The organism is Campylobacter sp. MIT 12-5580 (assembly GCF_005406235.1).
Taxonomy (GTDB): Bacteria; Campylobacterota; Campylobacteria; order Campylobacterales; family Campylobacteraceae; genus Campylobacter_D.
In genome coordinates this window covers 68,009-95,002 of record NZ_NXLK01000003.1, presented here as the reverse complement: position 1 = coordinate 95,002, position 26,994 = coordinate 68,009, and the positions used below count along the sequence as shown (strand labels likewise).

Genomic DNA, 26,994 nt, shown 5'->3' with positions numbered 1-26,994 from the left:
TATTTTTTTGAAAGAAGGATATGAAAACTTTAACGATTATTGATACTTTTGGCTTTTTTTTTAGATTGTTTTATGCTCTAAAGGGCTTTAGAAATTCTGAAGGCAAACCAAGTGGTATGGTAGCTGGTTTTGCAAATTTTATTTATAGCTTAAAAAACGAACACAAGAGTGATTATATCATCTTTGCACTTGATAGCAAGGGCAAAACTTTCCGCTCTCAAATCGATCCAAACTACAAGATCAACCGCACCCCACCCCCACCTGAACTTTTAGAACAAATCCCAATTTGCATTGAAATGATCGAAAAAATGGGCTTTTTAAGCGTTTCTCGCGAAGGGTATGAGGCTGATGACATCATCGCTTCTATGGTAAAAGAATGTGAAAATAAAGACATTTTTGTGCGTATTGTTACGCAGGATAAAGACCTATATCAACTTATCAAAGATGATAAAGTTAGCATTTATAGCCCTATTTCAAAAAATGATTATGATGAAGCTGCTTGCGTTGAAAAATACGGCGTCAAGCCCTCTCAAATCAAAGATTTTCTTGCTCTTTGTGGAGACACTTCAGATAACATACCCGGTGTTAAAGGCATAGGTGCAAAGGGTGCAAAAACCTTACTTGATGAGTTTAACTCTTTGGAAGGAATTTATGAAAATCTCACACTCATTCGCAATGAAAGGAGCAAAAAACTACTTTTAGAAGGCAAAGAAAACGCCTTTTTAAGCAAAAAGCTTGCCTCTTTGTATGAAAATTTAGAAGTTGCAAATTTGCTTGAAAATGCTTTATATCCAGATGATGAGCCACTTTTAAAAGTCTTTGATATACTTGAAGAATACGAGCTTAATGTTTTGCTGAAAAAACTTCGCCAAAGTCCAGAAAATAAAGACAAAAATTTAGGCTTTAAAGCTCGTTTGATCCTTGATGAAAATGAATTGTTTGAAATTTTACAAAGCCTTGATGAAGAAAGCATTATCGCTTTTGATACTGAAACAACAGGACTTGATACAAAAAGTGCGAAGATCGTGGGCTTTAGTTTTTGTATGAACGAACAAATGGCATTTTATGTGCCTTTAGCTCATTCTTATCTTGGTGTGCCAACTCAAATTTCACTTTTAAGCGCAAAAAAGGCTATAGAAAAGATTTTTACGCATTTTGTGGTAGGACATAACCTTAAATTTGACTTTAAGATCATCAAGCAAAACTTTGATCTCTTGCCCCCAGCAAAATATGCTGATACTATGATCTTAGCGTGGCTTTTTAATCCAAGCTTAAGAGTGAATATGGACGATTTAGCCCAAAGATTATTTGATTATGAAACCTTGCATTTTGAAAGTCTTGTTAAAAAAGGCGAAAGCTTTGCAAGTGTAGAACTTGAAAAAGCATGTTTGTATGCTGCTGAGGACGCGTATATTACGCTGAGATTTTATTTGTATTTTTTACAGAATTTAGAACCAAAGCTTTTAGATTTGGCTTTTAAGAGTGAATTTGAGTTTATCAAAGTCATTATGATGATGGAAGAAAATGGTATCAAACTTGACACACAAAGCCTTGAAGTGCTAATGAGTCGTTTTGAAAAAGACATTAAAGCACTAAGTGAAGAAATTTACACACTTTGTGAGGATAGATTTAACCTTAACTCGCCAAAACAAGTTGGCGATATACTCTTTGAAAAGCTTAAATTACCAAGTGGTAAAAAGGGCAAAACAGGGTATTCAACCGATGAAAAAGTGCTTAATGAGCTTATTGATAAGCACCCTTGTATCAGCAAAATCCTTGCTTACAGAGAGCTAGCCAAGCTTTATTCAACTTATTGCGAGCCGCTTTTAAAACTTGCTTTAAAAGATGAAAAATCAAGAATTTACTCAAGTTTTTTACAAACTGGCACCGCTACAGGACGTCTTTCTTCAAAAGAGCCAAATTTACAAAACATACCAGCTCACGGACAATACGCAAAAGATTATAAAACCTGCTTTGTGGCTGAGGAAGGCTTTAGCTTTTTAAGCATAGATTATTCACAAATCGAGCTTAGAATGCTGGCTCATTTTAGTGAGGATCAAAAGCTTTTAGAAGCCTTTGCAAATGATGAAGATATACACGCAAAAACAGCAATTATGATCTTTGGCGAGAGTAATTATGAAACAAGAAGCATTGCAAAAAGCATTAATTTTGGGCTGATTTATGGTATGGGTTATAAAACCTTAAGCAAAAATTTAAACATTAAAGCTGAACTTGCTAAAAGCTATATAGAGCGGTATTTTGAGAATTTTACGAGCATAAAAAGCTATTTTGAAAAGGTAAAAAGCGAAGCAAAAAAAGTTGGATTTATCAGCACGCTTAGTGGGAGGAAGCGGTATTTTAATTTTACTGATGCTAAACCCATGCAAGTAGCTATGTTTGAAAGAGAAAGCGTAAATTCTATACTTCAAGGCTCAGCAGCTGATATCATCAAGCTTGCTATGCTTGAGATTGCTAAAGTCTTAGATGATGAAAAAAGGCTCATTTTGCAAATTCATGATGAGCTTATTTTTGAGGTAAAAGATGAATTTGTAGAAAAATTTAGCGATTTTGCTCAAAATATTATGCAAAATATAGTAAAATTAAAAGTTAATTTAAAAACCTCAGCCAGCATTGCGAAAAATTGGGGTGATTTAAAGTAAAAAGGAGTATAGGATATGGATTTAACAACGATACTAGGTATGATACTCGCTACAGCAAGTATTTCTGTGGGCGATATTTTGGAGGGTGGAAACCCTTTGCATGTTATACATATTAGCTCCCTTCTTATCGTGATCCCAACAGCTGCGTTTTGTGCGATGACAGCAACACATAAAAAAATCGTCAAAGCTGCTTTTAGCGAACTTAAAATCGTCTTTACCGGTGCAAAGGTTAATCTTGGCGAAAGGATAGCTCAGCTCATTGAGTTTTCAATCATCGCAAGAAGAGATGGCTTACTCGCACTTGAATCAAAAACAAATGATATAGAAAATGAATTTTTAAGAAATGCCTTGATGATGCTTGTTGATGGCAAAAGCTTTGATGAGATCAGAGAAACGATGGAAATTCAAACTGAAGAGCTTGAGGAGCATTATAAAGAGTGCGGTGAGTATTGGTTGCGTTTTGGCGAAACTTGTCCTACAATGGGACTTGTTGGAGCGGTTATGGGGCTTATGCTAGCTCTACAAAAACTTGACAATCCTCAAGAAATGGCACTTGGTATCGCAGGGGCTTTTACAGCAACGGTTACGGGTATCTTTGGTTGTTATGCTCTTTTTGCACCTTGGGGCAATAAAATGAGAGCTAATGGTATGGATTTGGTTAAAGAACAAAGAGTGATCACTGAGGCTATCAAAGGCATAGCAGAAGGAGCCAACCCAAGAGACTTAGAAGCTAAACTTTTTAACTTCTTAAGTCATGGCGATGTGCGAATTTCACAATTTGAAAAATAATAAAGGGTAAAAAATGGCTAAAAAACATAAATGTCCAGAATGCCCAGCAGGCGAAAAATGGGCTGTGCCGTATGCGGACTTTTTGTCCTTGCTTTTAGCACTTTTTATCGCACTTTGGGCGATTAGCGAAAGCAATCCAGCCAAAGTAGAAGCCTTAAAAACTGAATTTGTCAAAATCTTTGACTTCACACCAAGTCATACCATAGAACAAGAAAGTCAAAATCAACAAAGATTTCAAGGTGCTTCAAAACAACCTCAAGATCAAATCGAAGCTCTAAAAGCCCTTACTATGACGCAACAAGAAACTATACAAAAACTTAAAGCCGCTCTTGATCAAAGCGAAAATCAAGTCGCCCTTCATCTACCAGCTCGCGTGCAGTTTGAAAGAGGAAGCGCACAAATCACTTCAGCTGATATTCAAGACTTTTTAAAATATATGATTGACTTTTCTTTACAGCAACCACCTCAAGTCAAGATCGAAATTCAAGGCTATACAGATAATAGCGACACAGCCCAAAGAAGCTTTGCCTTAGCGTATGAAAGAGCTCAAAGTGTGGCGGAGTTTTTTATGAATGGTGGAGTGAATGTAAAAAATATCAGCTTGAAAAGCTTTGGTTTAAACAACCCTTTAAACAACGATGCAAGCTCACTTGAAAATAATAGAGTTGAAATTTATTATAAAATCGACACAAGCGATGAGCAAACGCAAAAATCAGTGCTTGAAAATCTTAAAAACTTTCAAGGTAATTGAAAATAAAAGAATATAAGTGCTTTGCATGTAAATTACAAAGACAGATGAGAATATGAAAAAGTGAATTTTTGCGCTTTTTGCATGCTCGTATTTACTTTTTTTTAATTCTAGCAAGAAAATTTATCATTGCAAGATCCATCTTAAGCACGTAGCAAAAAACCATCTACTTCGTGCTTTCTCTTGCTTCTCACAAATGCATATAAATTTACGCTTAGCCTTTCAAACGATCGCCGTATTTTTGTTTATTTGAGGTATAAACAAAGCTTAAAACCTCAGCCACAGCCCTAAAAAGCTCTTTTGGGATAAGATCATTCACATCACAAACCTTATAAAGCTCTCTTGCAAGAGGTGGATTTTCATAGACTAAAACCTTATGCTCATAAGCGATTTCTTTGATCTTTAACGCTAAAAAATCCACTCCCTTAGCTACTATCCTAGGAGCTGGTTCTTTGCTATTATCATACCTTAAAGCCACAGCATAGTGGGTAGGGTTGGTAATCACCACATCAGCCCCAGCCACATCTTGCACCATTCGTCTGCGAGCTGCTTCCATTTGCAAACGGCGAATACGTCCTTTAACCTGTGGATCTCCTTCCATTTGCTTGTATTCATCTTTAACTTCTTGTTTAGACATTCTCAAACCCTTAAAATACTGAAAACGCACCAAAAGAATATCTAAAATTCCTATCAAAAAAAAGGCGATGATCACTATAGCAGCCAAGATGATAGCCTTTTCTCGCAGCCAATAAAGCTGAGAAACTATATCATAAAGCTCGACACGAGGAAGTTCTGTCATAAACTGAAGTAAAAATACAAAAGCTATACTAAAAACTATGCCGACTTTAAGCACTATTTTAACGGACTCTACAGCTTTTTTTAAGGAAAATAAATTCGCAAGTCCTTTGATAGGATTGATTTTGTTAAGATTTGGCGTTATGGGCTTTGTGGTAAAGATGAAGCCAAATTGCATTAAATTTCCCAAAACCCCAGCGATCATAATGCTTAAAACTATAGGCAAAAGCATAATCACAGCTTCAAAAATCGTTTTAATAGTAATGGCTTGTAAAATTTTAATATCAATTTCCACACCGATAAAGCTTTGATAATAGCGATATAAGTTCATAATCCTTTCACCCAAAAAGCCCACCAAAAACAGCACTACAACAACGCCGACGATCAAGGTTACCACTGCAGCGGCATCTTGAGACTTTGGGACATTGCCATCTTTTCTGGCATCCTCTATCTTCTTACTCGTCGCTTCTTCTGTCTTTTCTTGATCATCAGCTGCCATTTTTTGCCTTTATGAAAAGTATAAAGTGCATTTTAACATAATTTAAGTAGTTTTATAAAGAATTTGCTTTGTAAATGTAGATTTTGTAAGTTTAAAGAGTAAAAGCCTCCTTTTACAGAGGCTTAAAAAGAGCTTATAAATCTTTTCCGTGTTTGCCTAGATAATCAGCCACGCCCTTAGGATCAGCTTTCATACCTTCATCGCCTTTATTCCAGCCAGCTGGACAAACTTCGCCGTGTTCATTTGTGAAAAGCATAGTATCAACCATTCTTATCATTTCATCAATGTTTCTACCAAGTGGCAAGTCATTGATCACTGCATGACGGACAGTGCCATCTTTATCAAGTAAAAATGAACCACGAAGAGCTACAGCTTCATTAAAAAGCACATCAAAGCCTCTTGCGATTTCTCTTGTTAAATCAGCTACAAGAGGGAATTGCACTTGTCCTATACCGCCTTCATTCACTGGGGTATTTTTCCAAGCAAAGTGTGAAAACTCATTATCACCTGAAATACCAATCACTTCAATACCTCTTGCTTTAAAGTCCTTATATCTTTTATCAAAAGCGATGATTTCAGACGGACATACAAAGGTAAAATCTTTTGGGTAAAAGAAAACTACGGCACCTTTTTCACCGATATTTTTGTAAAGATTAAAATCTTCAACGATTTGGTTATCGCCTAAAACTGCAGCAGCTGTAAAATCTGGTGCTTTTTTGGTTACGATCATTGTTGTTCTCCTAGATAATAAATTTTATTAGCAATGAAATTATATCATTTAATGTTTAAAATAAACTAAAAACTCATTTTTCACTTCTTTACAGCTTGTTTTAAATCTTTTTTAAAAAAAAATTGCTATAATTTCACTTTTTAGCATAAGGCTAGAAATTGATAAATTTCAAGGGGAACACTTTGCAACGCACGCTTTCCATTATCAAACCAGACGCTGTTAAAAAGGGCGTTATAGGTGAAATTCTTGCTCGTTTTGAAAAAAATGGCTTAAGAATAGCTGCTCTTAAAAAGCTAAAACTCAGCAAAGAACAAGCTGCTGAATTTTATGCTATCCACAAAGAGAGACCTTTTTTTAAAGATTTGGTTGAATTTATGACAAGTGGTGCTGTTGTTGTTTCTGTTTTAGAAGGTGAAAATGCCGTCTTAAAAAACAGAGAATTGATGGGAGCAACCAATCCAAAAGAAGCTGCAAAAGGCACTATAAGAGCTGATTTTGCCCAGAGTATAGACGCAAACGCTGTTCATGGTAGCGATAGCTTGGAAAATGCTCAAAATGAGATCAAGTTCTTTTTCAAAGAAGATGAAATTCTTTAATGAAAATCGCTTTTTCTAGGCTTAATCAAACCGCTTATCCTTTTAAGCTCAACCTTGAAAATATGATCTTTGAAGGAGAGCTTACAAAGACAAAGCCAAATTTAGCTGAACTTAAGATGAATATGCAAGGCTTTGTATATAGACCTTGTGATTCATGCGGGGAAGAACTTGAGCTTCACATCGATGAAAATCTAAAGCTTTTTTTAAGCGATGGAATTTTCAAAGACAAAGATAATAAACTCAGCGACACACTTGAGTTTTTTGACGGACAAATTGATTTGCTTGAGCTTGCTATAAGTGAGCTTGAGAGTTATTTGAGCGATTATTTTTATTGCCAAAAATGCAAAAATAAATTTTAAAAAGGAGAAAAAGACAATGGCAGTTCCTAAAAGAAGAGTGAGCAAAACTAGAGCTGCAAAACGCAGAACTCACTATAAAATAGAGCTTGCAAAGCCTATCAAAGACAAAGATGGCAGCTTTAAAATGCCTCATAGAGTCAATCCTGTAACCAAGGAATACTAATTGATAAGCGTTGCTGTTGATGCAATGGGTGGAGATTATGGCGAAAAGCCTATTATGCAAGGTTTGGTGCAAGCCTTGCGTGAAAAAGCTTTTAAGGCTATTTTAGTCGGTGATGAAAAACGTTTAAAACCTCTTATCCCAAACGATCTTATGCAATACATTAGCTTTGAACAAGCTGATGAAATTTTTCCTATGGAAGAAAGCGCAACTGAAGCTTTAAAACACAAACAAAGCACTATTTATAAGGCTGTTGAACTTGTGCGAGAAAAAAAAGCTCAAGCTGTCGTTTCGGCAGGACATAGTGGAGCGACTATGTCTTTAGCAACTTTGCGTATAGGACGCGTAAAAAATGTAGCGCGTCCAGCCATAGCCACACTTATGCCAAACACACATTCTAAGACGCTTTTTTTAGATGTTGGAGCGAATGTAGATTGTAAAAGCGAGCATTTGTTTCAATTTGGCGTTATGGGTGAAGCTTATGCTAAGGTGCTGATGAATATAGCCAAACCTAGAGTCGCCCTACTTTCAAATGGCGAAGAAGAAACAAAGGGAAATGAACTTACCAAAGAAAGCCATTTACTCTTAAAACGACTTGAAAGCTTTGTTGGCAATGCTGAAGGTAGAGATATTTTCAATGGCAGCATTGATGTGTTAGTATGTGATGGCTTTAGTGGCAATGTGATCTTAAAAGCCTGTGAAGGCACAGCAACAGCTATTTTTAAAATTTTAAAAAGCGAAGTCAAACAATCCCTACTCGCAAGCCTTGGAGCTATGCTGATGAAAGGTGTTTTTTCAAAACTTAAAAAGCATATTGATTGGCAAGAATACGGCGGAGCTCCTTTACTTGGTATAAATGGTTGTGTAATCATTTCACACGGAAAAAGCGACGCAAGAGCGATTAAAAACGCTATGCTTCAAGCCCTACTTTTTAGCGAATCAAACATCAACAAAGTCATAGAAGATGAGCTTGCAAAATATGACAAATAAAGCCAGTCTTAAAAGCATCGCTGCATATATACCTGAGCAAATTTTAAGCAATAAAGACTTAGAAAAACTCATCGATACTTCAGATGAATGGATACAAAAACGAACCGGTATCAAAGAACGGCACATCGCTCAAGATGATGAAAAATCAAGCGATTTAGGCACTAAAGCTGCGATTTTAGCCATTCAAAGAGCAAATTTAAAGCCTGAAGATATCGATGCCATAGTCGTTGCAAGCTTAAGTCCGGATTATTTTACTATGCCTTCAACAGCGTGTGTTATCGCTTCAAATTTAGGTTTGAAAAACATTACAGCCTTTGATATAAGTGCGGGCTGTGCAGGTTTTATATACTTGCTTGAAGTGGCTCGCTCACTCGTTGAAAGTGGAGCAAAGAAAAATGTGCTTATCGTGGGAGCTGAAAAAACAAGCTCAGTAATGGACTATGAGGATAGAAGTATTTGCATTTTATTTGGCGATGGAGCTGGTGCAGCAGTGATTGGCAAAGATGAAGGTTATCCTATACTTGATGTACATACAGCAAGTGATGGCAGATACGGCGAGCTTTTAAAGATAGACAGAGCCAAAAAATCAAGCCTTTGCTCGCCTTTGGCTATGAAAATGAAAGGTAATGAAGTCTTTAAAGTCGCCGTGCAAATGCTGCAAAATGATGTTGTTGAAATTCTTGCTAAAAACAAAATCAGCCCCGACAAAATAGACCTTTTCATACCTCATCAAGCTAATCTAAGAATCATCAAAGCCGTGCAAGAAAGGCTTAATTTTAACGATGATAAATGCGTCTTAACCGTACAAAAATACGGCAATACCTCATCAGCGTCCATACCAATGGCGATGAATGAAGCTTACGAGCAAGGCAGGCTCAAACAAGGAAATTTGATCTTGCTTGATGCCTTTGGCGGTGGCTTTGTGTGGGGCTCTGCTCTACTTTATTTTGGTGGAAAAAACTTTTCTTAAATTTCTAACTTTGAAAATACATTTTTTTGATATTATGCAATTCTTATTTTTTAAAAAAAAGGAGAAAATAATGGATACAACCACCATTTTAATGTCGTTACAAAATAAATTGCCAAGAAAAAATCCTCTTATTTTTACTGATATAAAAGAAATTTGAGGCTTTAAACGAAGGGCAAAAAAGGGATTTTGTAAGTAGGATCGCTTTATCAAAGCTTGGTAGTCCTACCCTGACTTTTTGGATAGGAAGCTTTTTATTTGGGGCTTTTGGTGTTGGTTTTTTATGGCTGGAGCTAAAAAATTAGGTTTTATTTGGCTTGGAATTACGATTGTTAATATAATAATTGCATCACTTTTTGTAGAGCCAGGTTTTGTTTTAGATAAATTTACTACAATTATCCCTACAACTTTATGGGTGACAAGTATGGTAGAGGCTGGTAAAATTTTAAGAAAAAATAATCACGAAAAAATCATACAAGCCCTAGAAGAAAGCAAGAAAGTATAAGCTGTGGATTGTAATAAGTTTTCGTTTCATTATAAAGACTATTTGCCAAATGATTTTTTTAAACTAAAGATTTTACGAGATAAGAAAGAAAGCAAAGACTTAAGCCTTAAACTCAACATGCTTGAATTTATAGCCTGAATGCATTTTTTGGTTAGTGGTATATTATTTGGTATGTTTAAAGTAGATCGTTTTGTAATCAAAAGCGTTTGACTTGGAATTTTGAAGCTTGCTTTATCCATTACTTGCTTTTATTCTATTTTGTAGAATGTATAAAGCTTAGTCAAAGAATTGACATTAGGGTTTTAGAAGGAAACGAATTTACAGGTGGGGGATTGAAAATTCCTTGCTTTTTAAGATATAAAACAAAGCAAGCTATTTTTCAAATCACAAAGCCCTCACAAGCTCCTTAAATACCTCGCCTCTTTGAGCATAAGAGCTAAACTGATCAAGACTAGCACAAGCTGGGCTAAGTAAAGCCACTTCATCTTTTAAAAGCTCTTTTGAAATTTTTTCTACCGCTGTTTTGAGTTCATAGCATTGCTCTAATTCAAGCTTAAACTCACTTGCTTTTGTGGCTAGTTTTTGAGTGCTTAAGCCTATGATATAAAGCTTTATTTTTTGTTTCTCGCAAACTTTGAAAAGCTCACTTAAATCCACGCCCTTATCATCGCCTCCTATGATAAGATGAATTTTCTTGCCCTCAAAACGTTTTAAAGCCATTAAACAAGCGTCTAAATTTGTCGCTTTTGTATCATTAACCCAAAGTCTGTTTTGGCTGTCTTTAAGTTCTTCTAACTTGTGTGCTTCTATCTTAAAGCTATTGATTTTTTCATAACTTATGCGATCAAGTAAGATTTTTTCTATACTTAAAGCCATAATGGCATCAAGTAAAAAAGGGCTTTTAAAACTTACTTTTTGAATGTCTATGTTTAATTTACTTGCTAGATCAACTTCATCTTTATAGCTGATGATATAGGCTTTGCTTGGCGTTTTTGCATAACTTTCAGGAAGCAAGGCTACATCGCCTTCATTCATACGTTCTAGTACGCTTAACTTTGCCTTTTCATAGGCTTTGAAAGAACCATGCCAAGAAAGATGATCCTCAGTGATAGGTAAAAGTGCGTAAATTTCAGGCTTAGCTGTGTGGGTATAGTGTAAAGTAAAGGATGAGGTTTCAAGTATCCAAAGCTTCGCATAAGGATCAAGCTTGGCTAGTGGTGTGCCTACATTGCCTCCCATTTGGGCTTTTATATCGCTTAAAAGGTGCCCCGCCATCTGTGTGGTAGTAGTTTTGCCATTTGTTCCGCTGATCCATACACTTTTTGGCATAGCATCATAAAAAAAATCATACTCGCTTGTTAAATGCTTAGCCTTTAAGACAAGCTCGTGATTTGGCAAAAAGCCTGGCGTTACGATCTCAAGCTCGCTTTTTAAAGGATCAAAAAGGCTATTTTCAAGCAAAGAATTTCCAAACTCATCTTTAGCCTCGCCCTTAAAATGATCATCATAAATATCAAAAGCTCCAAAACGATCAAAAAGCTCTTGTGCTATGGCTTTATTTGTCTTGCCGTATCCAAAAAGTGAAATTTTCATTTTAGTTCCTTAGCGAAGTTTAATCGTCGCAAGAGCAAGCAAATTCGCAAGCAAGGCTATAGTCCAAAAACGCACGATGATTTTATTTTCCACCCAGCCTATCTTTTCAAAATGATGATGAATAGGCGCCATTTTAAACACTCTTTTGTGAAAAATTTTAAAGCTTCCTACTTGCAAAATCACAGAAATAGTCTCAAGCACAAAGACAAAGCCTATAAGTAGGAGCAAAAACTCGTTTTTTGAGATGATAGCTAAATACCCCAAAAACGCGCCCAAAGCTAGACTTCCACTATCACCCATAAATACTTGTGCTGGATAGCAATTATACCATAAAAAGCCAATTAAAGCACCTATTAAAGCACAGCATACGATGACAACCTCGCCTAAATTTGCAATCTTAGGCAAAAAGAGGTATTCACTATAAATGATATTGCCACTAAGATACATAAAAACAGCTAAGGTTGTCAAAGAAAAGATAGAAGGCACGGTTGCAAGCCCATCAAGCCCATCTGTTAAATTTACAGCATTTGAGCTTGAAATGATCACTAACACCCAAAAAGCAAGAGCAAAAACCCCCATATCAAAAAGCGGATATTTATAAAAAGGCACAAAAAGCTCAGTAGATAAGGCAGAACTTAGATACAAAGGCAAAACACAAACAAAGGCTGCTAAGATTAAAAAACACATCTTTGCTCTTGGGCTTAAGCCTGAGTGATTGTCCTTTTTAAGCACCTTTCCTAGATCATCAACAAGCCCAATGGCACAAAAAAGAAAGAGCACAAGCAAAGCCATCATCACAAGCAAACTATCAAGCTTAGCACACAACAAACTTGCTACTAAAGTTGCAAAAATAAACACCAAACCACCCATAGTTGGCGTTTCACACTTGCTTTTGTGAGAGCTTGGAGCATATTCATAGATAGGCTGTTTGGCATTTTTAGCCTTTGCCCATTTGATAAATTTTGGCATTAAAAACAAAGATAAACACAAACTGATAAAAAACGCAAAGCCAGAACGCACGCTGATATAAGTAAAGAAAGCATAGTCGCTAAAATAAGAAAGATAATACAAAATTTTTGCCTTTTTTGCTTTTTGAAAGCAAAATTATAGTAAAATCTGCCCTAAAATTTCCTTATAAAAGAGTAAAAATGAAACAAAAATGTATTTTAGTCATCACAGATGGCATAGGACATAATGAAAGCTCGTATTATAATGCTTTTGCAAAGGCAAAAAAGCCAAATTATGACAAACTTTTTCAAGAAGTGCCTCACACGCTCATTAAAACAAGTGGCTTAGCTGTGGGCTTGCCAGAAGGGCAAATGGGTAATAGTGAAGTAGGACACATGTGTATAGGAAGCGGACGCATTATCTATCAAAACCTTGTGCGTATTAATAAAGCCATAGAAGAAGATACTTTAAAGCACTCAAAAGAACTTGAAAAGCTTTTAAACACTTGCAAAAAAGTGCATATCATAGGGCTTTACAGCGATGGAGGCGTGCATTCGCATTTAAATCATTTTAATGCTGTGGCTGAAATTTGCAAAGATCAAGGTAAAGAAGTGATTTTGCACGCCATTACTGATGGACGCGATGTTTTACCAACAAGTGGGCTTGAGTTTATCAAAGAGCTAGAACGTTTTGCAAAAAACAAAGAAATGAAACTTGGCACGCTTGGGGGCAGGTTTTTTGCTATGGATAGAGATAAACGTTATGAAAGAGTGAAAAAATACTACGATACGCTTTTTGGGCACTCTTTAAAGGTGCAAAGCTTAAGTGCTTATGTGGCAAATTCCTATGAAAAGGGCATTACTGATGAGTTTATCGAGCCTGTAAGCACGCTTGATTTTAAGGGCATAGAAGCTGATGATGGCGTGATTTTAATCAATTTTAGAAACGATAGAATGAAACAGCTTGTGCTTGCCTTAAATAGCAATGATTTTAAAGAATTTGATCGCTCTTGTATCATCAAAAAAATCCTTACTATGACGGTGTATGATGATGCTTTTAATCTGCCCGTGCTCTTTGAAAAAGAAAAGATAGAAAATACCCTAGCCGCAACCATAGCAAAAGAGAATTTAAGCCAGCTTCACACCGCAGAAACTGAAAAATACGCTCATGTAACCTTCTTTTTTAATGGTGGCAAAGAAGAATTAGTGCTTAATGAAAGCCGTATTTTAGTGCCAAGTCCAAAGGTAAAAACCTATGATGAAAAGCCTGAAATGAGTGCTTATGAGGTGCTTGATGGGGTGTTAAAGGGTATTGAAAAAGGCGAGGACTTCATCGTGGTAAATTTTGCAAATGGCGATATGGTAGGACATACAGGCGATTTTGAAGCTTGTGTAAAGGCTGTTGAAGCTGTAGATGAATGCTTAGGAAAACTTATAGAAAAGGCAAGAGAGCATAAATACGCCTTTATTATCACAAGCGATCATGGAAATTGTGAAGCTATGCAAGATGAAATGGGTAATAAGCTTACCAATCACACAACTTTTGATGTATTTTGTTTTGTGGAAGCTTTAGGAGTGCATAAGCTCAAAGAAGGCATGGGCTTAAGCAACCTTGCAGCTAGCGTGCTTAAAATCATGGATATAACAAAGCCAGATGAGATGAATGAGGCTTTGTTTTGATTAACTAATGACAAGTATAATTGTGAAAACTCTCAAAAAGGAAAAATAATGAAATTTAGTGGAAAAAATGTCTTAATCACTGGAGCGAGCAAAGGCATAGGAGCAAGCATTGCAAAGGTTTTAGCTGGTTTTGGCTTAAAAGTATGGATCAACTACCGCTCAAAGCCAGAACTTGCCGATGCTTTAAAAGATGAACTTGTGAAAAATGGAGCAAATGCAGCTGTGATTTGCTTTGATGCAAGTAATGAACTTGAGTTTAGCGCTGGTATAAAAGCTATCATTGAAAGCGATGGAGAATTAAGCTATCTTGTCAATAATGCTGGTATAACAAATGATAATCTTGCTCTAAGAATGAGCTTAGATGATTTTAACAAAGTCGTTAATACCAACCTTGATTCAGCCTTTCTAGGCTCAAAAGAAGCCTTTAAAGTGATGAGTAAAAAACGTTTTGGAGCAGTGGTTAATATCGCTTCTATAGTTGGTGAAATGGGAAATGCTGGACAGGTAAATTATTCTGCAAGTAAAGGCGGAATGATCGCTATGACAAAAAGCTTTGCCAAAGAAGCAGCCAGCAGAAACATACGTTATAACTGCGTCGCACCAGGCTTTATCAAAAGCGATATGACAGAAGGCTTAAGCGAAGAAGTGAAAAAAAGCTATGAAGAAAATATCCCTTTAAAACGTTTTGCCGAGCCTGAAGAAGTGGCAAATGTCGTAGCTTTTTTGCTGAGTGATTATGCAAGTTATATCACAGGCGATACCATAAAAATCAACGGCGGATTGTATATGTAAGCAAATTTAAAGCAAAGTTGCTTTAAATTTCGCCCTTAAAAAACTCACAAATATCCACTTTTAAAATCTTAGCGATTTTATACAAATGCTCTAAATTAAAGTGGATATTTTTATATCCAGCCTCAGCACCAGCAACCAATGAAACACTTTTATATCCCATACTTAGGCTTAAATCAAGCTGAGAATACCCCTTTTCTTTGCGAATTTTTGCTACATTTTGAGCGATTAAAAGATGAAAATTATTGATCTCATCTTGCCTAATCTCGCTGAATTCATTCTCTTTTTTCATACACTCACTTTTATAAGTTTTTATTAAGTGTATTTTGTTTATAATTTTATTTCACTCTATTATATTAGAGTTAAAATACTTACGGAGGAGAAAAAATGGCAAATTCAAACATAAAGCCAAGTGACAATGCTTCAAACATGCAAAATGCAAATAAAGGAAGCAAAGGAACCAACCAGCAATACGCACAAAATCAAGGCAATAGAGGCAAGCAACTTAATCCAAACCAAAATAAAGGTAAAAAATAAGTCGCCATTTCAATCTATATGGAAATTCTCTTGTGAAATTCGCAAAATGCTTGTTTCGCTGCTACGCTTTTTGCAAGATAATGAAACAAAAAGGGCAAAAGAAACAATAGCTTCTTGCCCTTCAAAGGTAGTCTTTCTTCAAAAGATACAAAAAAATACTTAAAAAATGAGTTTTTAAGAACCACAAAAACTTTAAAAAGCTTAATTAAATTTGCATTTGCAAAGTTAAAGCATGTTGCCAAAAGGCTGTTTCAAGGCGTGTTGTGGTGTTAAAAATTTCGCTGAGTTTTTTAAATTTACACTCATCAACGGCGTTTGTGTAGCTATTTACAAAGTCTTCAAAATCCTTTACCTCAGCTTGAAATTCCTTGCCCGCATAGGTTAAAATCCACTCTTTATAAGGATGATTGACAAGCCCTTGATCGCCCAAACGCTCATAAATTTCCCTACCTATATAGCCATATCCTGTTGCACAAGCACTTAAAGCCACAAGCATATCCAAAAAGTCCCCACTATCGCCCACGCTTAACACATATCTTGTATAAGCGATATTGGTAAAGCTTTCATCTTTTACGCTTAATTTATCAGCTTCTACGCCAAGAGCAAGTATGCTTTTGTGAAGTTCTAGCTCGCCATCTACGATATAGTTTTGAAATTTCATCGCAAAACGAAGCTCTTTGGCTGTATTGGCATTTAAGGCAAGTCTTGCAAAAGCCTTAGCATAATTAATCAAAAAGATATAATCTTGCTTAAGATAAAACAAAAAATTTTCTTGTTTGAGCGTGCCATTTTCTAGCTCTTTGACAAAGTCGTGGTGCAAATAAGCGTCCCATTCTTTAGCATTTGTTTCAAGTAGTTTTTGAAAAAGCATATTTGTCCTTTAAAATTTAAGATAAGAGAGGTATTTTAAATCAAAAAGGCTAAAAACAAGCTAAATTTATTCGCTTACTTCATAGCCTTTTGTAAAAATCCACCAGCTTAATGCCTTAGCTCTTTGAAGCTGTTTAAAAAGCTCTTTTGCCTCCTTTTCATCATCATCTAAAGCCTTTTTATCTTGAAAATACTCAAGCTTAAAACCATCATAAATAAAACGATCATTACTCACAGCAAAATACCCCAAATTCTCTTTTTGTCCTATTTTTACCGCTTTATCATTGCTCAACAAACTCTGCCCAAAACTTGCGAATTTATACCCTTTTGGCGCGACAAGCTCTGTTATGGTTGGCGTGATATCAAGATGAGAGCCAGCTTTAAATAGCACCTTTGGTTGTAGTTTTGGCGAATACACAATCAAAGGGATAGAATTACTTGTTTTTATAGAAGCAAGTGGATAAGGGTATTTCATATCATAATGATCACCTGTGATGATGAAAAGGCTATCAGGTAGGATTTTTGAGGTTTCATTAATAAATTTTGCAATCATTTGATCTTGATAATAAATGTGTGAAAACACCTTTCTTGCGAGCTCTTTGTTCGTAATTTCTTTATGTGTATTAACAAAAGTATCAATTCTTTGCCAAGGAATGTCAAATTCATCTAAAGGCAGATCATAGGGTGGATGATACGAGGTTGTAAGTATCATAGAAAAACTTTTTTCATCTTTGTTTTTAAGCGTATAATCTTTAATAAAATCATAAGTATAATGATCAAACGCTCCCCAAGCATTAGCATAAGGAGCTTTAGCCCCATTTTCTTTGGCATTTTGAATGATTTGAGTATTGTATAAAATTTCATCAAAGCCTTGTGAAGCTGTATAAACATCGATCTTTTGCCAGGTGCCAGAACCTGCATAATAAAAACGCGTCTTATAGCCTAAATCCTTAAAGATAAAACCGGGCGAAGTTTTAAAAACAGGACTTTTGCCAACACTAAGATTAAAAGGAATTTCAATCTGAAAAAGCCCGCTGATTTGCACATCAAGGCTTTTGATAGTTCCGGGTGCATTTTGGATAAAAATATCGGCTTTAAAAGCCTTTTTATCGTTAATGAGTGCGTTAAGATTATGCATCAAATCAAGCTCTTTAAATTCCTCATCAAAATGCCACTCACTCAAGCTTTCAGCGATGATATAAAAGATATGATTGATTTGTGCTTGATTGTTGCTCTGCACTTCCTTTTCTAAAAGCTTGTTTAGATCAAATCTCGTTTCATTGCTATCAAGCTTAAAGAAATTTTTCGTTGTTTCAAGCACACTTTCATCATTATAATCGCTAAATTTAGAATTAAAAATTTTTACATAGCCCTTATATACATACAAAAGATCTCTAAAACTTCCTACGCTAAGCTTTCTTAAAAAAGCATTTTCCACAGGCACAAGCTCTTTTCCTAAAGAAATGCCCTTAAAGCCAAAATGTCCGTTGATAGCAAATAAAGCACAAAAGAAAAAGAGTAGAAAAAGCACGCTATTTTTTACAAATTTAAAACTTGCAAAAGAAGTTTTACAATGTCTTTGTAAAGCCTTAAAACAAAGTCTTAGCAAAAGATAAAATGCAAAACTTAAGATAAGCCAAAGTAGGATTTTAAAGCCTAGATTAAAATCCCCGCTTTGAGCTGTTTTTAAAATCGCAGCCCTATCATCAAAGATAAGTCCTAGCAAAGTCGCATTAAACATATCTGCATAAATTTCATAAAAGCCTATATTTGCCACCACCACAAAAACACTGACTAAAATCACCAAAAAAGTATAAATTTCAAGCACAAAAAAGCGGTTTTTAAACAATAAAGCCAACACAAAATAAAGCACACTAAGCACACCAATGATCTGCCCATCATACCAAAAAGCATTATGAAAAGCCAGCATAAACTCATCAAAACTTGCTTCTTTTACAGCAGAAAAATAAAAGCTGATAAAAAGCACTCTTAAAGATAAGAATACTGCGTATAAAAAGATCATAAAGATCAAAGAGCGAAGCACGAGGATTTTAAAGCTAAAATTGTATTTCATTGTCTAAGTCTTTTATAAAGAATTTGTAAAGAAAAAACGAGCAAAAATGCAAAACTATATAAAAAAAGATATATATCAACAAAGCTTTCAAATAGCCCACTAAAGCCAGATACAAAGCCACAAAGCGAGACTAAAGCTAAAAAAGCATAGCTTTGATTACATAAAAATAAAAGCATTAAAAAAAGCAAAACAAAGCCAGCTTGCATAAAATAAGAACTATGATATAGATCAAAAGGGATTAAATTTAACTCTCCTAAAAAGACAACAAGTGAGGCAAAAAAGATCAAAGCAAAGCTTAAAGCTTGTTGTAAAGGGTGCTTAAACGCCTTTTTTGTGTCGGCTTTACATATACCAAAATCAAATGAAAAATCCTTACTTAAACCCCTAAATACAAAAAGTGCACACAAAAGCATACAAAATAAACTTGGAGTGTCAAAAAAAGAATACAAAAGCGTGATAAAAGAGTAATGTCTCTCATAAAAAGGCAAACAAGCAAGGATAAAAAATACCAGCAAAAGAGTGTATTTTAGCCTTTTGCTTAGAGTAAAAAAGCTCAGTAAATAAAACAAAGCCGTAAAAACTAAAAAAGCATTGGATAAAACACTCATTTTTCGCCCTCAAATTCAAGCAGATTTTGCAGATAAGATAGCTCAAGCTTTTGAATTTTAATCTTTTGGCGATTAAAAGTATAGCTGATATATAAATTTTCATCTTTTATCATCACAGCTGGATAGCTTAATTCCTCGCCCTCATCAAGACTAAGCAAACGCACAAATTCGCCTTTGCTAGCGTCCTTAAGATGATATAAAGAAAGCCTTGAACGCGTGCTTTTCTCACCATCATTATGCAAAAGCAAAACTTGTGTTTTAGCGTTTTGATCTTTAAAAACACTCAAAACACTTGAGCTATCATAGTTTTTAAGCGAGCTTTTAAAAGGTTCTTGCCACTCTTTTGCACCTAAAGAGCAAGTTTGCATAAAGGCTGTGTTTTCATAGTTTTTGTAGTTGCGAAAAAAGGCTAGGCATTGACTTTCATTTAAAGCAACAATACTTGGCTGAAGCTGTCCTTTAAGCGAATTTAAACGCTTAGTGTGAGAAAATTTTCCTTCTTGATCGAAAAAGGCGACTAAAGGATATTTGTCAATAAGCTCATGATATATAGGCAGAGCAAATGCTCCATTTTCATAGATTAACGCAGGCGTTCTTACAAGATGAGAAAAATTTGCAAAGGCTGAGAGTTGCAATTCTTGCCTAAACACAAGCTTTTCAAGACTCTCATCAAAAACAAATTGATAAATTTTGCTCGTCGCCCAACCCCCAAGACTCACGCCTACGACAAAAAAATGCACGCGATTTTGACTATCTTTAAAAACGACAGGATTACCAAGCTTTTTGATAAATTTGTGATTAAGATGAGAGAGTTCTTCTGCGTTTAAAATAGCTCTTGGCTCACTCCATTCTTGTTTTATCGTATCAAAAAAGCTTTGATAAATTTTTACATCTTTATGTCCTTCTCTTGATCCAGCAAAAAAGACGAGCATAAGCCCTTTTTGTGTATCTACAAGCGAGCTTGAATGCGCGCTTTTTTCAGGTGGATTGATAAAAAAACTTTGCTTTGTTTTTGCACTTTGTGTTTTATTTGCTTCAGGCACGCTTATGAATACATTTTCTATGCTTGTTGTATGCCTTAGATAAAAACCAAGAATAAGCAAAAAAATGCCAAGCAGAACAAAACTAAGAAAACGAAATAACACACTCTTTTTTATCATAAATTTAATTTTTCCATTTTTGTATTTTAAGTTTTAAAGTATAACAAAAAGAACTTAAATTTATGTCATATTGGGTTTAAATCTATCCTTAAAACGCCTATCATTGCACTTTTATAAAAGTTAAAATCAAACATATAAATAGGCTTTAAATGTAAAAATAGCAAAAAAAATATCAATATTTGGCAATTTTAAGCAAAGTTATTATAAAATACGCTTTATTTTAATTTTTCAAAGGAGAAAAAATGGCAACTTTTGATGATGTAAAGAGTGTCGTTGTAGAGCAATTAAGTGTAGATGGTGATTCTGTAAAATTAGAATCTAAAATCATTGAAGATCTAGGGGCTGATTCTTTAGATGTGGTTGAGCTTATCATGGCTTTAGAAGAAAAATTTGGTGTTGAAATTCCAGATGGCGATGCTGAAAAACTCATCAAAATCGAAGATGTAGTAAAATATATAGACGAACATTTGTCAAAATAATTTAATTTTATCTTAAAAATTTTAAGATTGTAAATTAAAAGGAGTAAAATTTGGCAAGGGTTGTAGTTACGGGCATTGGAATGATCAATGCTTTAGGCTTAGACAAAGAGAGTTCTTTTAAGGCGATTTGCGAAGGCAAAAGCGGTGTAGATAAGATTACGCTTTTTGATGCAAGCGAATTTCCAGTGCAAATTGCAGCTGAAGTAAAGGGTTTTGATCCTTTAAAAGTGATTGATCCTAAGGAAGTAAAAAAGCTTGATCGCTTTATACAGCTTGGCATAAAAGCTGCCAAAGAAGCGATGAGTGATGCAAACTTTGATGAGAATTTGGATAAAGAAAGCTTTGGAGTCGTTTCTGGTGCTGGTATAGGTGGTTTGCCAAATATAGAAAAAAACTCAGTTACCTGCTTTGAAAGAGGCGCAAGAAAAATTTCACCTTTTTTTGTGCCTTCTGCACTAGTAAATATGCTAGGTGGAGTGATCTCGATAGAACACGGCTTAAAAGGACCTAATATAGCCTGCGTTACAGCTTGTGCGGCTTCAACTCACGCCATTGCTGAAGCGTATAAAAGTATAGCCTTAGGCGATGCTGAAAAAATGCTAGTTATTGGTGCTGAAGCAACAATCTGCCCTGTGGGTATAGGTGGCTTTGCAGCGATGAAAGCTCTTTCTACGAGAAATGATGATCCACAGCACGCCTCACGCCCTTTTGATAAAGAAAGAGATGGCTTTGTGATGGGCGAAGGTGCTGCGGCTTTGGTTTTTGAAGAATACGAAGCAGCCAAAAAAAGAGGGGCAAGAATTTATGCCGAGCTTGTGGGATATGGCGAAAGTGGAGATGCGCATCATATCACTTCTCCAAGCCTTGATGGACCGCTTCGTGCTATGCAAAAAGCCTTGAAAATGGCTGGGGGCATAAAGATAGATTATATCAACGCACATGGCACTTCAACTCCAGCAAATGACAAAAATGAAACAGCAGCGATTAAAGAGCTTTTTGGTGCGAATATTCCGCTAATCAGCTCTACAAAAGGACAGCTTGGGCACTGCTTAGGTGCGGCTGGAGCTTTGGAAGCCGTGATTTCTTTAATGGCTTTAAATACTGGCATAGTTCCACCAACTATTAATCAACTTGTCAAAGATGAGGATTGTGATTTAGATTATGTGCCAAATGTAGCTAAGAAAGCCGAATTAAAGGCTGTGATGAGCAATTCTTTTGGCTTTGGTGGCACAAATGGCTCGGTGATTTTTAAAAAGTTGGATTAAATGGCTGCGTATTTGGATTTTGAAAAGAGCATTCAACAAATTGATGATGATATTGTTAATGCTCAGATTAAAGGCGATATCGACGCTGTAAATATACTTAAGAAAAATTTAGAAAAAGAAATCGCTAAAGTATATAAAAATTTAAGCGACTTTCAACGCCTCCAACTAGCTCGTCATCCTGATCGCCCTTATGCGCTTGATTACATCGAGCTTTTACTAAGCGATGCTTATGAAATTCACGGCGATAGAACCTTTAGAGATGATCCAAGTATAGTGTGTTTTATAGGCTATCTTGGTGGAAAAAAGCTTATGATTATCGGCGAGCAAAAAGGGCGAGGTACAAAAGATAAAATCGCTAGAAATTTTGGTATGCCTCATCCTGAAGGCTATAGAAAGGCTTTAAGAGCCGCAAGATTGGCTGAAAAATTTGGCTTACCTATACTCTTTCTTGTCGATACTCCGGGAGCATATCCAGGTATTGGAGCTGAAGAAAGAGGACAGAGCGAAGCTATAGCTAGAAATTTATACGAGCTGAGTGCCTTAGAAACTATCACGCTTGCTGTAGTTATAGGTGAAGGTGGAAGTGGCGGGGCTTTAGCCATAGGTGTAGCTGATCGTTTGGCGATGATGAAAAACTCTGTATTTTCTGTCATCTCTCCTGAAGGCTGTGCGGCTATACTTTGGAACGATCCAGCCAAAAGCGAACAAGCTGCCAAAGCCCTTAAAATAACAGCTGATGATCTTAAATCTCAAGGCTTGATTGATGCAGTGATTGATGAGAGTATCAATGGAGCTCACAGAAACAAAGAAATCGCTGCAAAAAATATCGCTACTTATGTAAGCAAAGCCCTAGAAGAACTTGAAAATACAAACAAAAAAGAACTCGTTGCAAGTAGAATGCAAAAGATTCTTTCTTTGGGTGCCTTTGAAGAAGCTTGATCTTTGGAGTATTTGTATTATACACAAATTTTGCTCCATATTTAAAAATAAGGTCTTAAATGAATTCTTTTAACTTTTGTTTAAGTATATTTCTAGGGGGGGGGGGCATTAAACTCTAAATCATCTTTTTTCAAACAAAGTCTTTTTTCTTTCCCTTTAGCTTCTTTATTTATACCAAATTTGCAAAGGGTGTTTTAATGTTTAGCTTAATTCACACTCTTTATCTTTTTTTTGCTCATACTTATAGTGCTTTTAAAAAAAGTAAAACTATTTACAAAGGCTTAAAAAGACTGCCTAAAAATACACAGCTTCAATTTAAAATTCTTGACATTAAGCCTTCTTCTTTGTTTTTTCTCTCTAGGGAAGAAATAGGAGCTTTTTTTGAGTGTTTTCAGGATGTAAATGCCATTCTTTTTCAAAGAGCTTCTTTTTCATTTAAGCATATAGCCCCTTCAAGTTTGTATTTTATCTTTATGCATTTAGAAGAAATCCAAAATTGGTTAGCTTCAGCTAAATTTAAAGAAAAATACCTTGATACTAAACATCCTTATCCTCCTTTGCTTGATTGCGAACTTTTACAAACCCAAAATGGGGGGGGGGCATTAATAAATGAATCTTTAAGCTATGTTGATATAGAAGCTGAAATAGCTTGGGATTTGAATTTGGCTTTGCCTAAAGGATATAAATTTACTTATATTACCTTTGGATCAAGTGGTTCTGAGGCTATGGTAAAATTTTTTAATTATTGTAAGGTGAAAACCTTATTTCACTGGACTTTGGATAAGGATAAATTTGCATATTATTATAGAGTCTTACAAGATAAAAATAATTTTTGTGCATTAACGCTTTGTTGTATCAATGAAGGTATTTGGGCTAAGTCTAAATTACCCTATCTCATCGATGAAAAAGTTCCTCTGATTTTTGTTACCAGAGATATTATAGAAATGATTAGAGTTATTGTCAATCATACAGGGCAATTACATATTGATCCTTTAATGAAAAAGTTCAATTTAACTTGCGATTATACCAAGCTTTTTCCAAAGATGAATTATGCTATATCAAATAATGAAAAGCCTAAAATTATCATTAAAAACCTAGTCCATCGCCTAGCTTTTCAAACTAAAATCAAACAATGGCAACACTTCATCAAAGAAGTCATTTGCATAGATTTTAACGATATAAAACCTGATAAAGCCTTTAAAACTTTTAAAAATTTAGCCTTAAAATTTGGCTTTGAAAGCCCAAAAGATGAAGCTATTTTTAAAGAAAAAATTAGCGTAGCTTCTAGTGGGCGTTTGGCAACTTTGCCTGTTGTTTTATATGCTCATGAAGATGATTTAAATAATATTTTTACAAAAAATGCAAAAAATCAAAGCCAAAATTTGCAATCACTTCAAAAAGAAGGCGGTATAAGCTTCATTATAGGGGTTTATTTACAGCTTAAAGCTAAGCTTCAAAGCGGCTATATCGATATAAGTAAAGAAATTTTAGATCAAAAGATTATCATTAATGATAGGGAGTTGATAGTATGTATAGAAAAAGCAGAATATAAAACATTAAAACATAATGAAAAACTTATGAATACTAGCAAAGCTTATATTCAAGGCTATATTAAAGCTTTGATTGAAAATGATAAGCAAATAGTTTCAAACTTAATAACTTGCGAGCAAATTTTAGAGTATTTAAGAGAAAATGAAGCTGAACGCAAAGCGGTTAAACAAACCTTAGATCAAGAATATAGCTATATTACAGAACATTATTCGCATTTTTTTAAATCTTGGAAGTATTATAATGAATTTGAAAAAATGTGTGAAGAGTTGGATAAAAAAGATTAAAGCACATAAGTAAGAGAGCTCAAATATAAAAATTTAAAGCAAACTTGCTAATAATCAAGCTAGCTTTAATAAAAACTTTTCAAACTAAAAAAGCTAAAATACTAAGAAAAATCATTTGGGTCTATATCTGCACTGACTTCTTTGTATTGCTGGGCAAACTGAGCAATTTTGATCAAATTTGTATGCGTATGGCTTCTTAGTAAAAGATAAAAACGCCATTTTGCGTTGATGAGCTCTATAGCACAGCTTCCAAAGCCTATAAGTTCAGCACTTTTAAGTTTTTTAAACTCTCTAGCTAAAAACTCGCAAAGCTCTTTTGCCTTTCTTTGCTCTTTATGCTCGATAACAAGTCTTAAAAGCCTTTTAAAAGGCGGGTAAAGGTTTTTTCTGTTTTCAAGCTCATCTTGCAAGAATTGATCATAATCCTTAATATAAGTTTGAAAAAAAGCCTTTTGCTTGCTTTGTATAAGCACCCTGGCTTTTCCCTTGCGTCCAGCCCTTCCAGCTACTTGCATAGCAAGAGCAAGACATTCTTCACTGGCTTTATAATTGGGACGAAACAAAAACTCATCAAGCCCTAAAATCACGCTTAAATCCACACTATGATAATCATGTCCCTTAGCTAGCATTGAAGTGCCAACTAAAATATCAATCTTTTGCTCGTTAAAGTCCTTAAGTATGGCATTAAGCTTAGTCATACTTGTGATTTTATCGCGATCAAACTGAGCAATATTTGGGCTAAACTCACTTAAAGCCTGTTTTAATTGCTCGCAAAGTTCTGCTGTGCCTATCTTGCTTGCCTCAAGCATGACGCCTTTGCAATGAGGGCAGCTTTGATCTATGGGCTTTACAAATGAGCAATAATGGCATTTTAAAAGATTTTTATTTTTATACATGCTCATGGCTATGCTACAAAATGGGCATTTGATCCTCTCACCGCAGTTTTTACACTGCACTTGGCGGAAATTTGCACGACTTGGTAGAAAAATCACGGCTTGTTTTTTTGCTCTTAAACTTGTTTTAAGCTCTCTTAAAACAAGGCTTGAAAGCCCTAAATCACTCTCATCAAAGATGAATTCTTTTTCACTTTCATAAAAGGTGCCTTTGAGCCTAAAATGCTTTTGCTTATAAAAGCTGGTTAAACTTGGCGTGGCTGAGCCTAAAAGCACTTGTATATTATGCTTTTGTCCTAAAAAAACAGCCAAATCCCTTGCATTGATATAAGGCTTGTTATTTGCCTTATAAGAATTATCATGCTCTTCATCAACGATGATAAGCCCTAGTTTATGAAAGGGTAAATTTAAAGCTGATCTTGCCCCAGCAACAAGTAAAATTTCACCATTTTGCAAGGCTTTTAAAGCCTCATCTTTTTTCTTTTTTGAAATTTTTGAATGCCACATGATGAATTTATCTTCAAAATACACACTCAAACGCTTTTGCATTTGTGGGGTAAGTGAAATTTCTGGCATTAAAAGCAAAGCTTGCTCGCCTTTTTGCATATATTTTTCAATAAGCTTTATGTAAATTTCAGTTTTTCCACTGCCTGTATCTGCAAAAAGAAGGCTTGAGCTTTGAGCTTGTAAAAAATCATAAGCCTTGCTTTGTAAAGGACTTAAACTCACGCTTTTTAGAGGGTTAAAAGCATGGGTTTCATAGGGCTTTAAAAGCTCAAAAGAAGCCAAAACAAAGCCAAGCTTGCAAGTATAATAATAACTTATAAAGCAAGCTAGCTCAAATTGAGTTTTGCTTAAAACGCATCCGGTTTTTTCTACAATAGCCTTAGTCATAAAATTTGGCTTTGAAAGTTCTTTAAGAATGATAGCCCTATGAGGCTTATTTTGCTTGCCAAAAGGTACGATGACCTCGCTTAAAAGCTCGCATTCAAACTCGCTTTCATAAGTAAGATTATCAAGATAAGAGCCTATAATGGCAAGTTCATAATAATTCATAAAAGCTCTTTGCAAATACTTGAACTTACACACTCAAAACTCATAGTGCTAGGCTCATATATAAAATCCACAAAGCTTTTGCTACTAAGATAAAAACGATAGGTTCGCTTTCCTGTTTTCATCCATGCTTTAGAATTTGAGTAAATTGGACTTGCCAGTACACTTTTTGTGCAACAATCGCCCCCATTACATGCTTTAATCTCACTTAAAGAGCAATAAAATAAAGTCTGCTTTTCATTCATTATGCTTGCTTCATCAAGCACGGCTAAATTTTGTGCTTGAGTGAAAATATCTTGATTTTTATGAAAAGCTAAAGCACTTTGTATAGTTGTAAAATCAGCCTTTAAACGCAACAAATTCGCATCTTGCTTGTTAAGATGAAAATACGGCAAAGCAATACCCACAAGCAAGGCTAAGATAAGTATAACTAAAACAAGTTCAAGTAGGGAAAAAGCTTTTTTAAAAGCCATA

The 26,994-nt window shown here is 35.2% G+C and carries 27 protein-coding genes; 16 read left to right on the top strand and 11 right to left on the bottom strand.

Going from position 1 to position 26,994, the window contains the following annotated elements; translation table 11 throughout:
• Window positions 1–20: 20 nt before the first annotated feature.
• From polA to motB, 3 genes are read left to right on the top strand one after another with little or no spacing between them, the layout of a single operon-like run.
• The gene (gene polA / locus CQA38_RS04075; protein ID WP_137632718.1) at window positions 21–2,660 is read left to right on the top strand and encodes a DNA polymerase I; all 2,640 of its coding nucleotides are present in this window, start codon (window positions 21–23) and stop codon (window positions 2,658–2,660) included.
• A 15-nt stretch (window positions 2,661–2,675) separates the two neighbouring features.
• Window positions 2,676–3,449, top strand: coding sequence for a flagellar motor stator protein MotA (gene motA, locus CQA38_RS04070; protein WP_137632717.1), 774 nt, complete (start codon window positions 2,676–2,678; stop codon window positions 3,447–3,449).
• 13 nt (window positions 3,450–3,462) lie between these two features.
• Complete coding sequence (motB, locus tag CQA38_RS04065) at window positions 3,463–4,200, top strand: flagellar motor protein MotB (RefSeq protein WP_137632716.1); 738 nt, start codon at window positions 3,463–3,465, stop codon at window positions 4,198–4,200.
• A 211-nt stretch (window positions 4,201–4,411) separates the two neighbouring features.
• Here the strand turns inward: motB and flhB are convergent, their stop codons facing one another.
• Together flhB and CQA38_RS04055 are read right to left on the bottom strand one after the other, a co-directional pair.
• On the bottom strand, window positions 4,412–5,491 hold the full coding sequence (gene flhB, locus CQA38_RS04060; protein ID WP_137632715.1) for a flagellar biosynthesis protein FlhB: 1,080 nt from the start codon (window positions 5,489–5,491) through the stop codon (window positions 4,412–4,414).
• Between the two features lie 133 nt (window positions 5,492–5,624).
• Window positions 5,625–6,221: a peroxiredoxin gene (locus CQA38_RS04055; protein WP_137632714.1), complete on the bottom strand. Its 597-nt coding sequence runs from the start codon at window positions 6,219–6,221 to the stop codon at window positions 5,625–5,627.
• Between the two features lie 182 nt (window positions 6,222–6,403).
• On the opposite strand from CQA38_RS04055, the gene ndk reads away from it, so the two are divergent.
• The 6 genes from ndk to CQA38_RS04025 all read left to right on the top strand — a co-directional run bounded on the left by ndk (window position 6,404) and on the right by CQA38_RS04025 (window position 9,798).
• Complete coding sequence (gene ndk / locus CQA38_RS04050) at window positions 6,404–6,817, top strand: nucleoside-diphosphate kinase (protein ID WP_034905851.1); 414 nt, start codon at window positions 6,404–6,406, stop codon at window positions 6,815–6,817.
• Window positions 6,817–7,176, top strand: coding sequence for a DUF177 domain-containing protein (locus tag CQA38_RS04045; RefSeq protein WP_137632713.1), 360 nt, complete (start codon window positions 6,817–6,819; stop codon window positions 7,174–7,176). Before ndk ends, CQA38_RS04045 begins: the two co-directional genes overlap by 1 nt.
• 16 nt (window positions 7,177–7,192) lie before the next feature.
• Window positions 7,193–7,339 carry a 50S ribosomal protein L32 gene (rpmF, locus tag CQA38_RS04040; RefSeq protein WP_137632712.1) on the top strand — a complete coding sequence of 49 codons (147 nt, stop codon included), beginning with the start codon at window positions 7,193–7,195 and terminating at the stop codon, window positions 7,337–7,339.
• Window positions 7,340–8,326, top strand: coding sequence for a phosphate acyltransferase PlsX (gene plsX, locus CQA38_RS04035; protein WP_137632711.1), 987 nt, complete (start codon window positions 7,340–7,342; stop codon window positions 8,324–8,326). It begins immediately after the preceding gene.
• Window positions 8,316–9,296 (top strand): beta-ketoacyl-ACP synthase III, encoded by a 981-nt coding sequence (locus tag CQA38_RS04030; protein WP_249355188.1) that lies wholly within the window; start codon window positions 8,316–8,318, stop codon window positions 9,294–9,296. The genes plsX and CQA38_RS04030 overlap by 11 nt, the downstream gene beginning before the upstream one ends.
• Before the next feature lie 280 nt (window positions 9,297–9,576).
• Window positions 9,577–9,798: a hypothetical protein gene (locus tag CQA38_RS04025; RefSeq protein WP_137632709.1), complete on the top strand. Its 222-nt coding sequence runs from the start codon at window positions 9,577–9,579 to the stop codon at window positions 9,796–9,798.
• Between the two features lie 384 nt (window positions 9,799–10,182).
• On the opposite strand, the gene murD is transcribed toward CQA38_RS04025, so the two are convergent.
• Both murD and mraY read right to left on the bottom strand, forming a co-directional pair.
• Window positions 10,183–11,391 (bottom strand): UDP-N-acetylmuramoyl-L-alanine--D-glutamate ligase, encoded by a 1,209-nt coding sequence (gene murD, locus CQA38_RS04020; RefSeq protein ID WP_137632708.1) that lies wholly within the window; start codon window positions 11,389–11,391, stop codon window positions 10,183–10,185.
• 9 nt (window positions 11,392–11,400) lie between these two features.
• Window positions 11,401–12,462 carry a phospho-N-acetylmuramoyl-pentapeptide-transferase gene (mraY, locus tag CQA38_RS04015; protein ID WP_137632707.1) on the bottom strand — a complete coding sequence of 354 codons (1,062 nt, stop codon included), beginning with the start codon at window positions 12,460–12,462 and terminating at the stop codon, window positions 11,401–11,403.
• Window positions 12,463–12,539: 77 nt separating this feature from the next.
• On the opposite strand from mraY, the gene gpmI reads away from it, so the two are divergent.
• Window positions 12,540–14,018 carry a 2,3-bisphosphoglycerate-independent phosphoglycerate mutase gene (gpmI, locus tag CQA38_RS04010; protein ID WP_137632706.1) on the top strand — a complete coding sequence of 493 codons (1,479 nt, stop codon included), beginning with the start codon at window positions 12,540–12,542 and terminating at the stop codon, window positions 14,016–14,018.
• Between the two features lie 48 nt (window positions 14,019–14,066).
• A complete protein-coding gene (fabG, locus tag CQA38_RS04005; protein ID WP_137632705.1) occupies window positions 14,067–14,810 on the top strand; it encodes a 3-oxoacyl-ACP reductase FabG in 744 nt (247 codons plus the stop codon).
• A gap of 22 nt (window positions 14,811–14,832) precedes the next feature.
• On the opposite strand, the gene CQA38_RS04000 is transcribed toward fabG, so the two are convergent.
• A complete protein-coding gene (locus CQA38_RS04000; RefSeq protein ID WP_137632704.1) occupies window positions 14,833–15,099 on the bottom strand; it encodes a helix-turn-helix transcriptional regulator in 267 nt (88 codons plus the stop codon).
• 95 nt (window positions 15,100–15,194) lie between these two features.
• On the opposite strand from CQA38_RS04000, the gene CQA38_RS09185 reads away from it, so the two are divergent.
• Complete coding sequence (locus CQA38_RS09185) at window positions 15,195–15,344, top strand: hypothetical protein (protein ID WP_170999467.1); 150 nt, start codon at window positions 15,195–15,197, stop codon at window positions 15,342–15,344.
• Between the two features lie 205 nt (window positions 15,345–15,549).
• On the opposite strand, the gene CQA38_RS03995 is transcribed toward CQA38_RS09185, so the two are convergent.
• The 4 genes from CQA38_RS03995 to CQA38_RS03980 form a co-directional block, all read right to left on the bottom strand.
• Window positions 15,550–16,215 carry a TenA family protein gene (locus CQA38_RS03995; protein ID WP_137632703.1) on the bottom strand — a complete coding sequence of 222 codons (666 nt, stop codon included), beginning with the start codon at window positions 16,213–16,215 and terminating at the stop codon, window positions 15,550–15,552.
• 66 nt (window positions 16,216–16,281) lie between these two features.
• Window positions 16,282–18,288, bottom strand: a complete 2,007-nt coding sequence (locus CQA38_RS03990; RefSeq protein ID WP_249355176.1) for an alkaline phosphatase family protein — start codon at window positions 18,286–18,288, stop codon at window positions 16,282–16,284.
• Window positions 18,285–18,896 carry a hypothetical protein gene (locus CQA38_RS03985; RefSeq protein ID WP_137632702.1) on the bottom strand — a complete coding sequence of 204 codons (612 nt, stop codon included), beginning with the start codon at window positions 18,894–18,896 and terminating at the stop codon, window positions 18,285–18,287. The genes CQA38_RS03990 and CQA38_RS03985 overlap by 4 nt, the downstream gene beginning before the upstream one ends.
• Window positions 18,893–20,056: a sialidase family protein gene (locus tag CQA38_RS03980; protein WP_137632701.1), complete on the bottom strand. Its 1,164-nt coding sequence runs from the start codon at window positions 20,054–20,056 to the stop codon at window positions 18,893–18,895. Before CQA38_RS03980 ends, CQA38_RS03985 begins: the two co-directional genes overlap by 4 nt.
• A 242-nt stretch (window positions 20,057–20,298) precedes the next feature.
• On the opposite strand from CQA38_RS03980, the gene acpP reads away from it, so the two are divergent.
• The 4 genes from acpP (at window position 20,299) to CQA38_RS03960 (ending at window position 24,574) form a co-directional block, all read left to right on the top strand.
• A complete protein-coding gene (acpP, locus tag CQA38_RS03975; RefSeq protein WP_137632700.1) occupies window positions 20,299–20,535 on the top strand; it encodes an acyl carrier protein in 237 nt (78 codons plus the stop codon).
• Between the two features lie 50 nt (window positions 20,536–20,585).
• Entirely contained in the window at window positions 20,586–21,800 is a 1,215-nt protein-coding gene (locus tag CQA38_RS03970) for a beta-ketoacyl-ACP synthase II (RefSeq protein WP_137632699.1), read from the top strand.
• Entirely contained in the window at window positions 21,801–22,739 is a 939-nt protein-coding gene (locus CQA38_RS03965) for an acetyl-CoA carboxylase carboxyltransferase subunit alpha (RefSeq protein WP_137632698.1), read from the top strand.
• 197 nt (window positions 22,740–22,936) lie between these two features.
• Window positions 22,937–24,574: a DUF2972 domain-containing protein gene (locus CQA38_RS03960; protein WP_137632697.1), complete on the top strand. Its 1,638-nt coding sequence runs from the start codon at window positions 22,937–22,939 to the stop codon at window positions 24,572–24,574.
• A gap of 101 nt (window positions 24,575–24,675) precedes the next feature.
• On the opposite strand, the gene CQA38_RS03955 is transcribed toward CQA38_RS03960, so the two are convergent.
• Both CQA38_RS03955 and CQA38_RS03950 read right to left on the bottom strand, forming a co-directional pair.
• Window positions 24,676–26,523, bottom strand: a complete 1,848-nt coding sequence (locus CQA38_RS03955) for a primosomal protein N' (protein WP_137632696.1) — start codon at window positions 26,521–26,523, stop codon at window positions 24,676–24,678.
• On the bottom strand, window positions 26,520–26,993 hold the full coding sequence (locus CQA38_RS03950; RefSeq protein ID WP_137632695.1) for a prepilin-type N-terminal cleavage/methylation domain-containing protein: 474 nt from the start codon (window positions 26,991–26,993) through the stop codon (window positions 26,520–26,522). The genes CQA38_RS03955 and CQA38_RS03950 overlap by 4 nt, the downstream gene beginning before the upstream one ends.
• Window position 26,994 lies beyond the last annotated feature (1 nt).

Excerpts from the sequence above, each read along its gene's own strand:
- polA (WP_137632718.1), top strand. The coding sequence starts at position 21 with ATGAAAACTTTAACGATTATTGATACTTTTGGCTTTTTTTTTAGATTG.
- motA (WP_137632717.1), top strand. The coding sequence starts at position 2,676 with ATGGATTTAACAACGATACTAGGTATGATACTCGCTACAGCAAGTATT.
- motB (WP_137632716.1), top strand. The coding sequence starts at position 3,463 with ATGGCTAAAAAACATAAATGTCCAGAATGCCCAGCAGGCGAAAAATGG.
- flhB (WP_137632715.1), bottom strand. The coding sequence starts at position 5,491 with ATGGCAGCTGATGATCAAGAAAAGACAGAAGAAGCGACGAGTAAGAAG.
- CQA38_RS04055 (WP_137632714.1), bottom strand. The coding sequence starts at position 6,221 with ATGATCGTAACCAAAAAAGCACCAGATTTTACAGCTGCTGCAGTTTTA.
- CQA38_RS04045 (WP_137632713.1), top strand. The coding sequence starts at position 6,817 with ATGAAAATCGCTTTTTCTAGGCTTAATCAAACCGCTTATCCTTTTAAG.
- rpmF (WP_137632712.1), top strand. The coding sequence starts at position 7,193 with ATGGCAGTTCCTAAAAGAAGAGTGAGCAAAACTAGAGCTGCAAAACGC.
- CQA38_RS04030 (WP_249355188.1), top strand. The coding sequence starts at position 8,316 with ATGACAAATAAAGCCAGTCTTAAAAGCATCGCTGCATATATACCTGAG.
- CQA38_RS04025 (WP_137632709.1), top strand. The coding sequence starts at position 9,577 with ATGGCTGGAGCTAAAAAATTAGGTTTTATTTGGCTTGGAATTACGATT.
- murD (WP_137632708.1), bottom strand. The coding sequence starts at position 11,391 with ATGAAAATTTCACTTTTTGGATACGGCAAGACAAATAAAGCCATAGCA.
- gpmI (WP_137632706.1), top strand. The coding sequence starts at position 12,540 with ATGAAACAAAAATGTATTTTAGTCATCACAGATGGCATAGGACATAAT.
- fabG (WP_137632705.1), top strand. The coding sequence starts at position 14,067 with ATGAAATTTAGTGGAAAAAATGTCTTAATCACTGGAGCGAGCAAAGGC.
- CQA38_RS04000 (WP_137632704.1), bottom strand. The coding sequence starts at position 15,099 with ATGAAAAAAGAGAATGAATTCAGCGAGATTAGGCAAGATGAGATCAAT.
- CQA38_RS09185 (WP_170999467.1), top strand. The coding sequence starts at position 15,195 with ATGGCAAATTCAAACATAAAGCCAAGTGACAATGCTTCAAACATGCAA.
- CQA38_RS03995 (WP_137632703.1), bottom strand. The coding sequence starts at position 16,215 with ATGCTTTTTCAAAAACTACTTGAAACAAATGCTAAAGAATGGGACGCT.
- CQA38_RS03990 (WP_249355176.1), bottom strand. The coding sequence starts at position 18,288 with ATGAAATACAATTTTAGCTTTAAAATCCTCGTGCTTCGCTCTTTGATC.
- CQA38_RS03985 (WP_137632702.1), bottom strand. The coding sequence starts at position 18,896 with ATGAGTGTTTTATCCAATGCTTTTTTAGTTTTTACGGCTTTGTTTTAT.
- CQA38_RS03980 (WP_137632701.1), bottom strand. The coding sequence starts at position 20,056 with ATGATAAAAAAGAGTGTGTTATTTCGTTTTCTTAGTTTTGTTCTGCTT.
- acpP (WP_137632700.1), top strand. The coding sequence starts at position 20,299 with ATGGCAACTTTTGATGATGTAAAGAGTGTCGTTGTAGAGCAATTAAGT.
- CQA38_RS03965 (WP_137632698.1), top strand. The coding sequence starts at position 21,801 with ATGGCTGCGTATTTGGATTTTGAAAAGAGCATTCAACAAATTGATGAT.
- CQA38_RS03960 (WP_137632697.1), top strand. The coding sequence starts at position 22,937 with ATGTTTAGCTTAATTCACACTCTTTATCTTTTTTTTGCTCATACTTAT.
- CQA38_RS03955 (WP_137632696.1), bottom strand. The coding sequence starts at position 26,523 with ATGAATTATTATGAACTTGCCATTATAGGCTCTTATCTTGATAATCTT.
- CQA38_RS03950 (WP_137632695.1), bottom strand. The coding sequence starts at position 26,993 with ATGGCTTTTAAAAAAGCTTTTTCCCTACTTGAACTTGTTTTAGTTATA.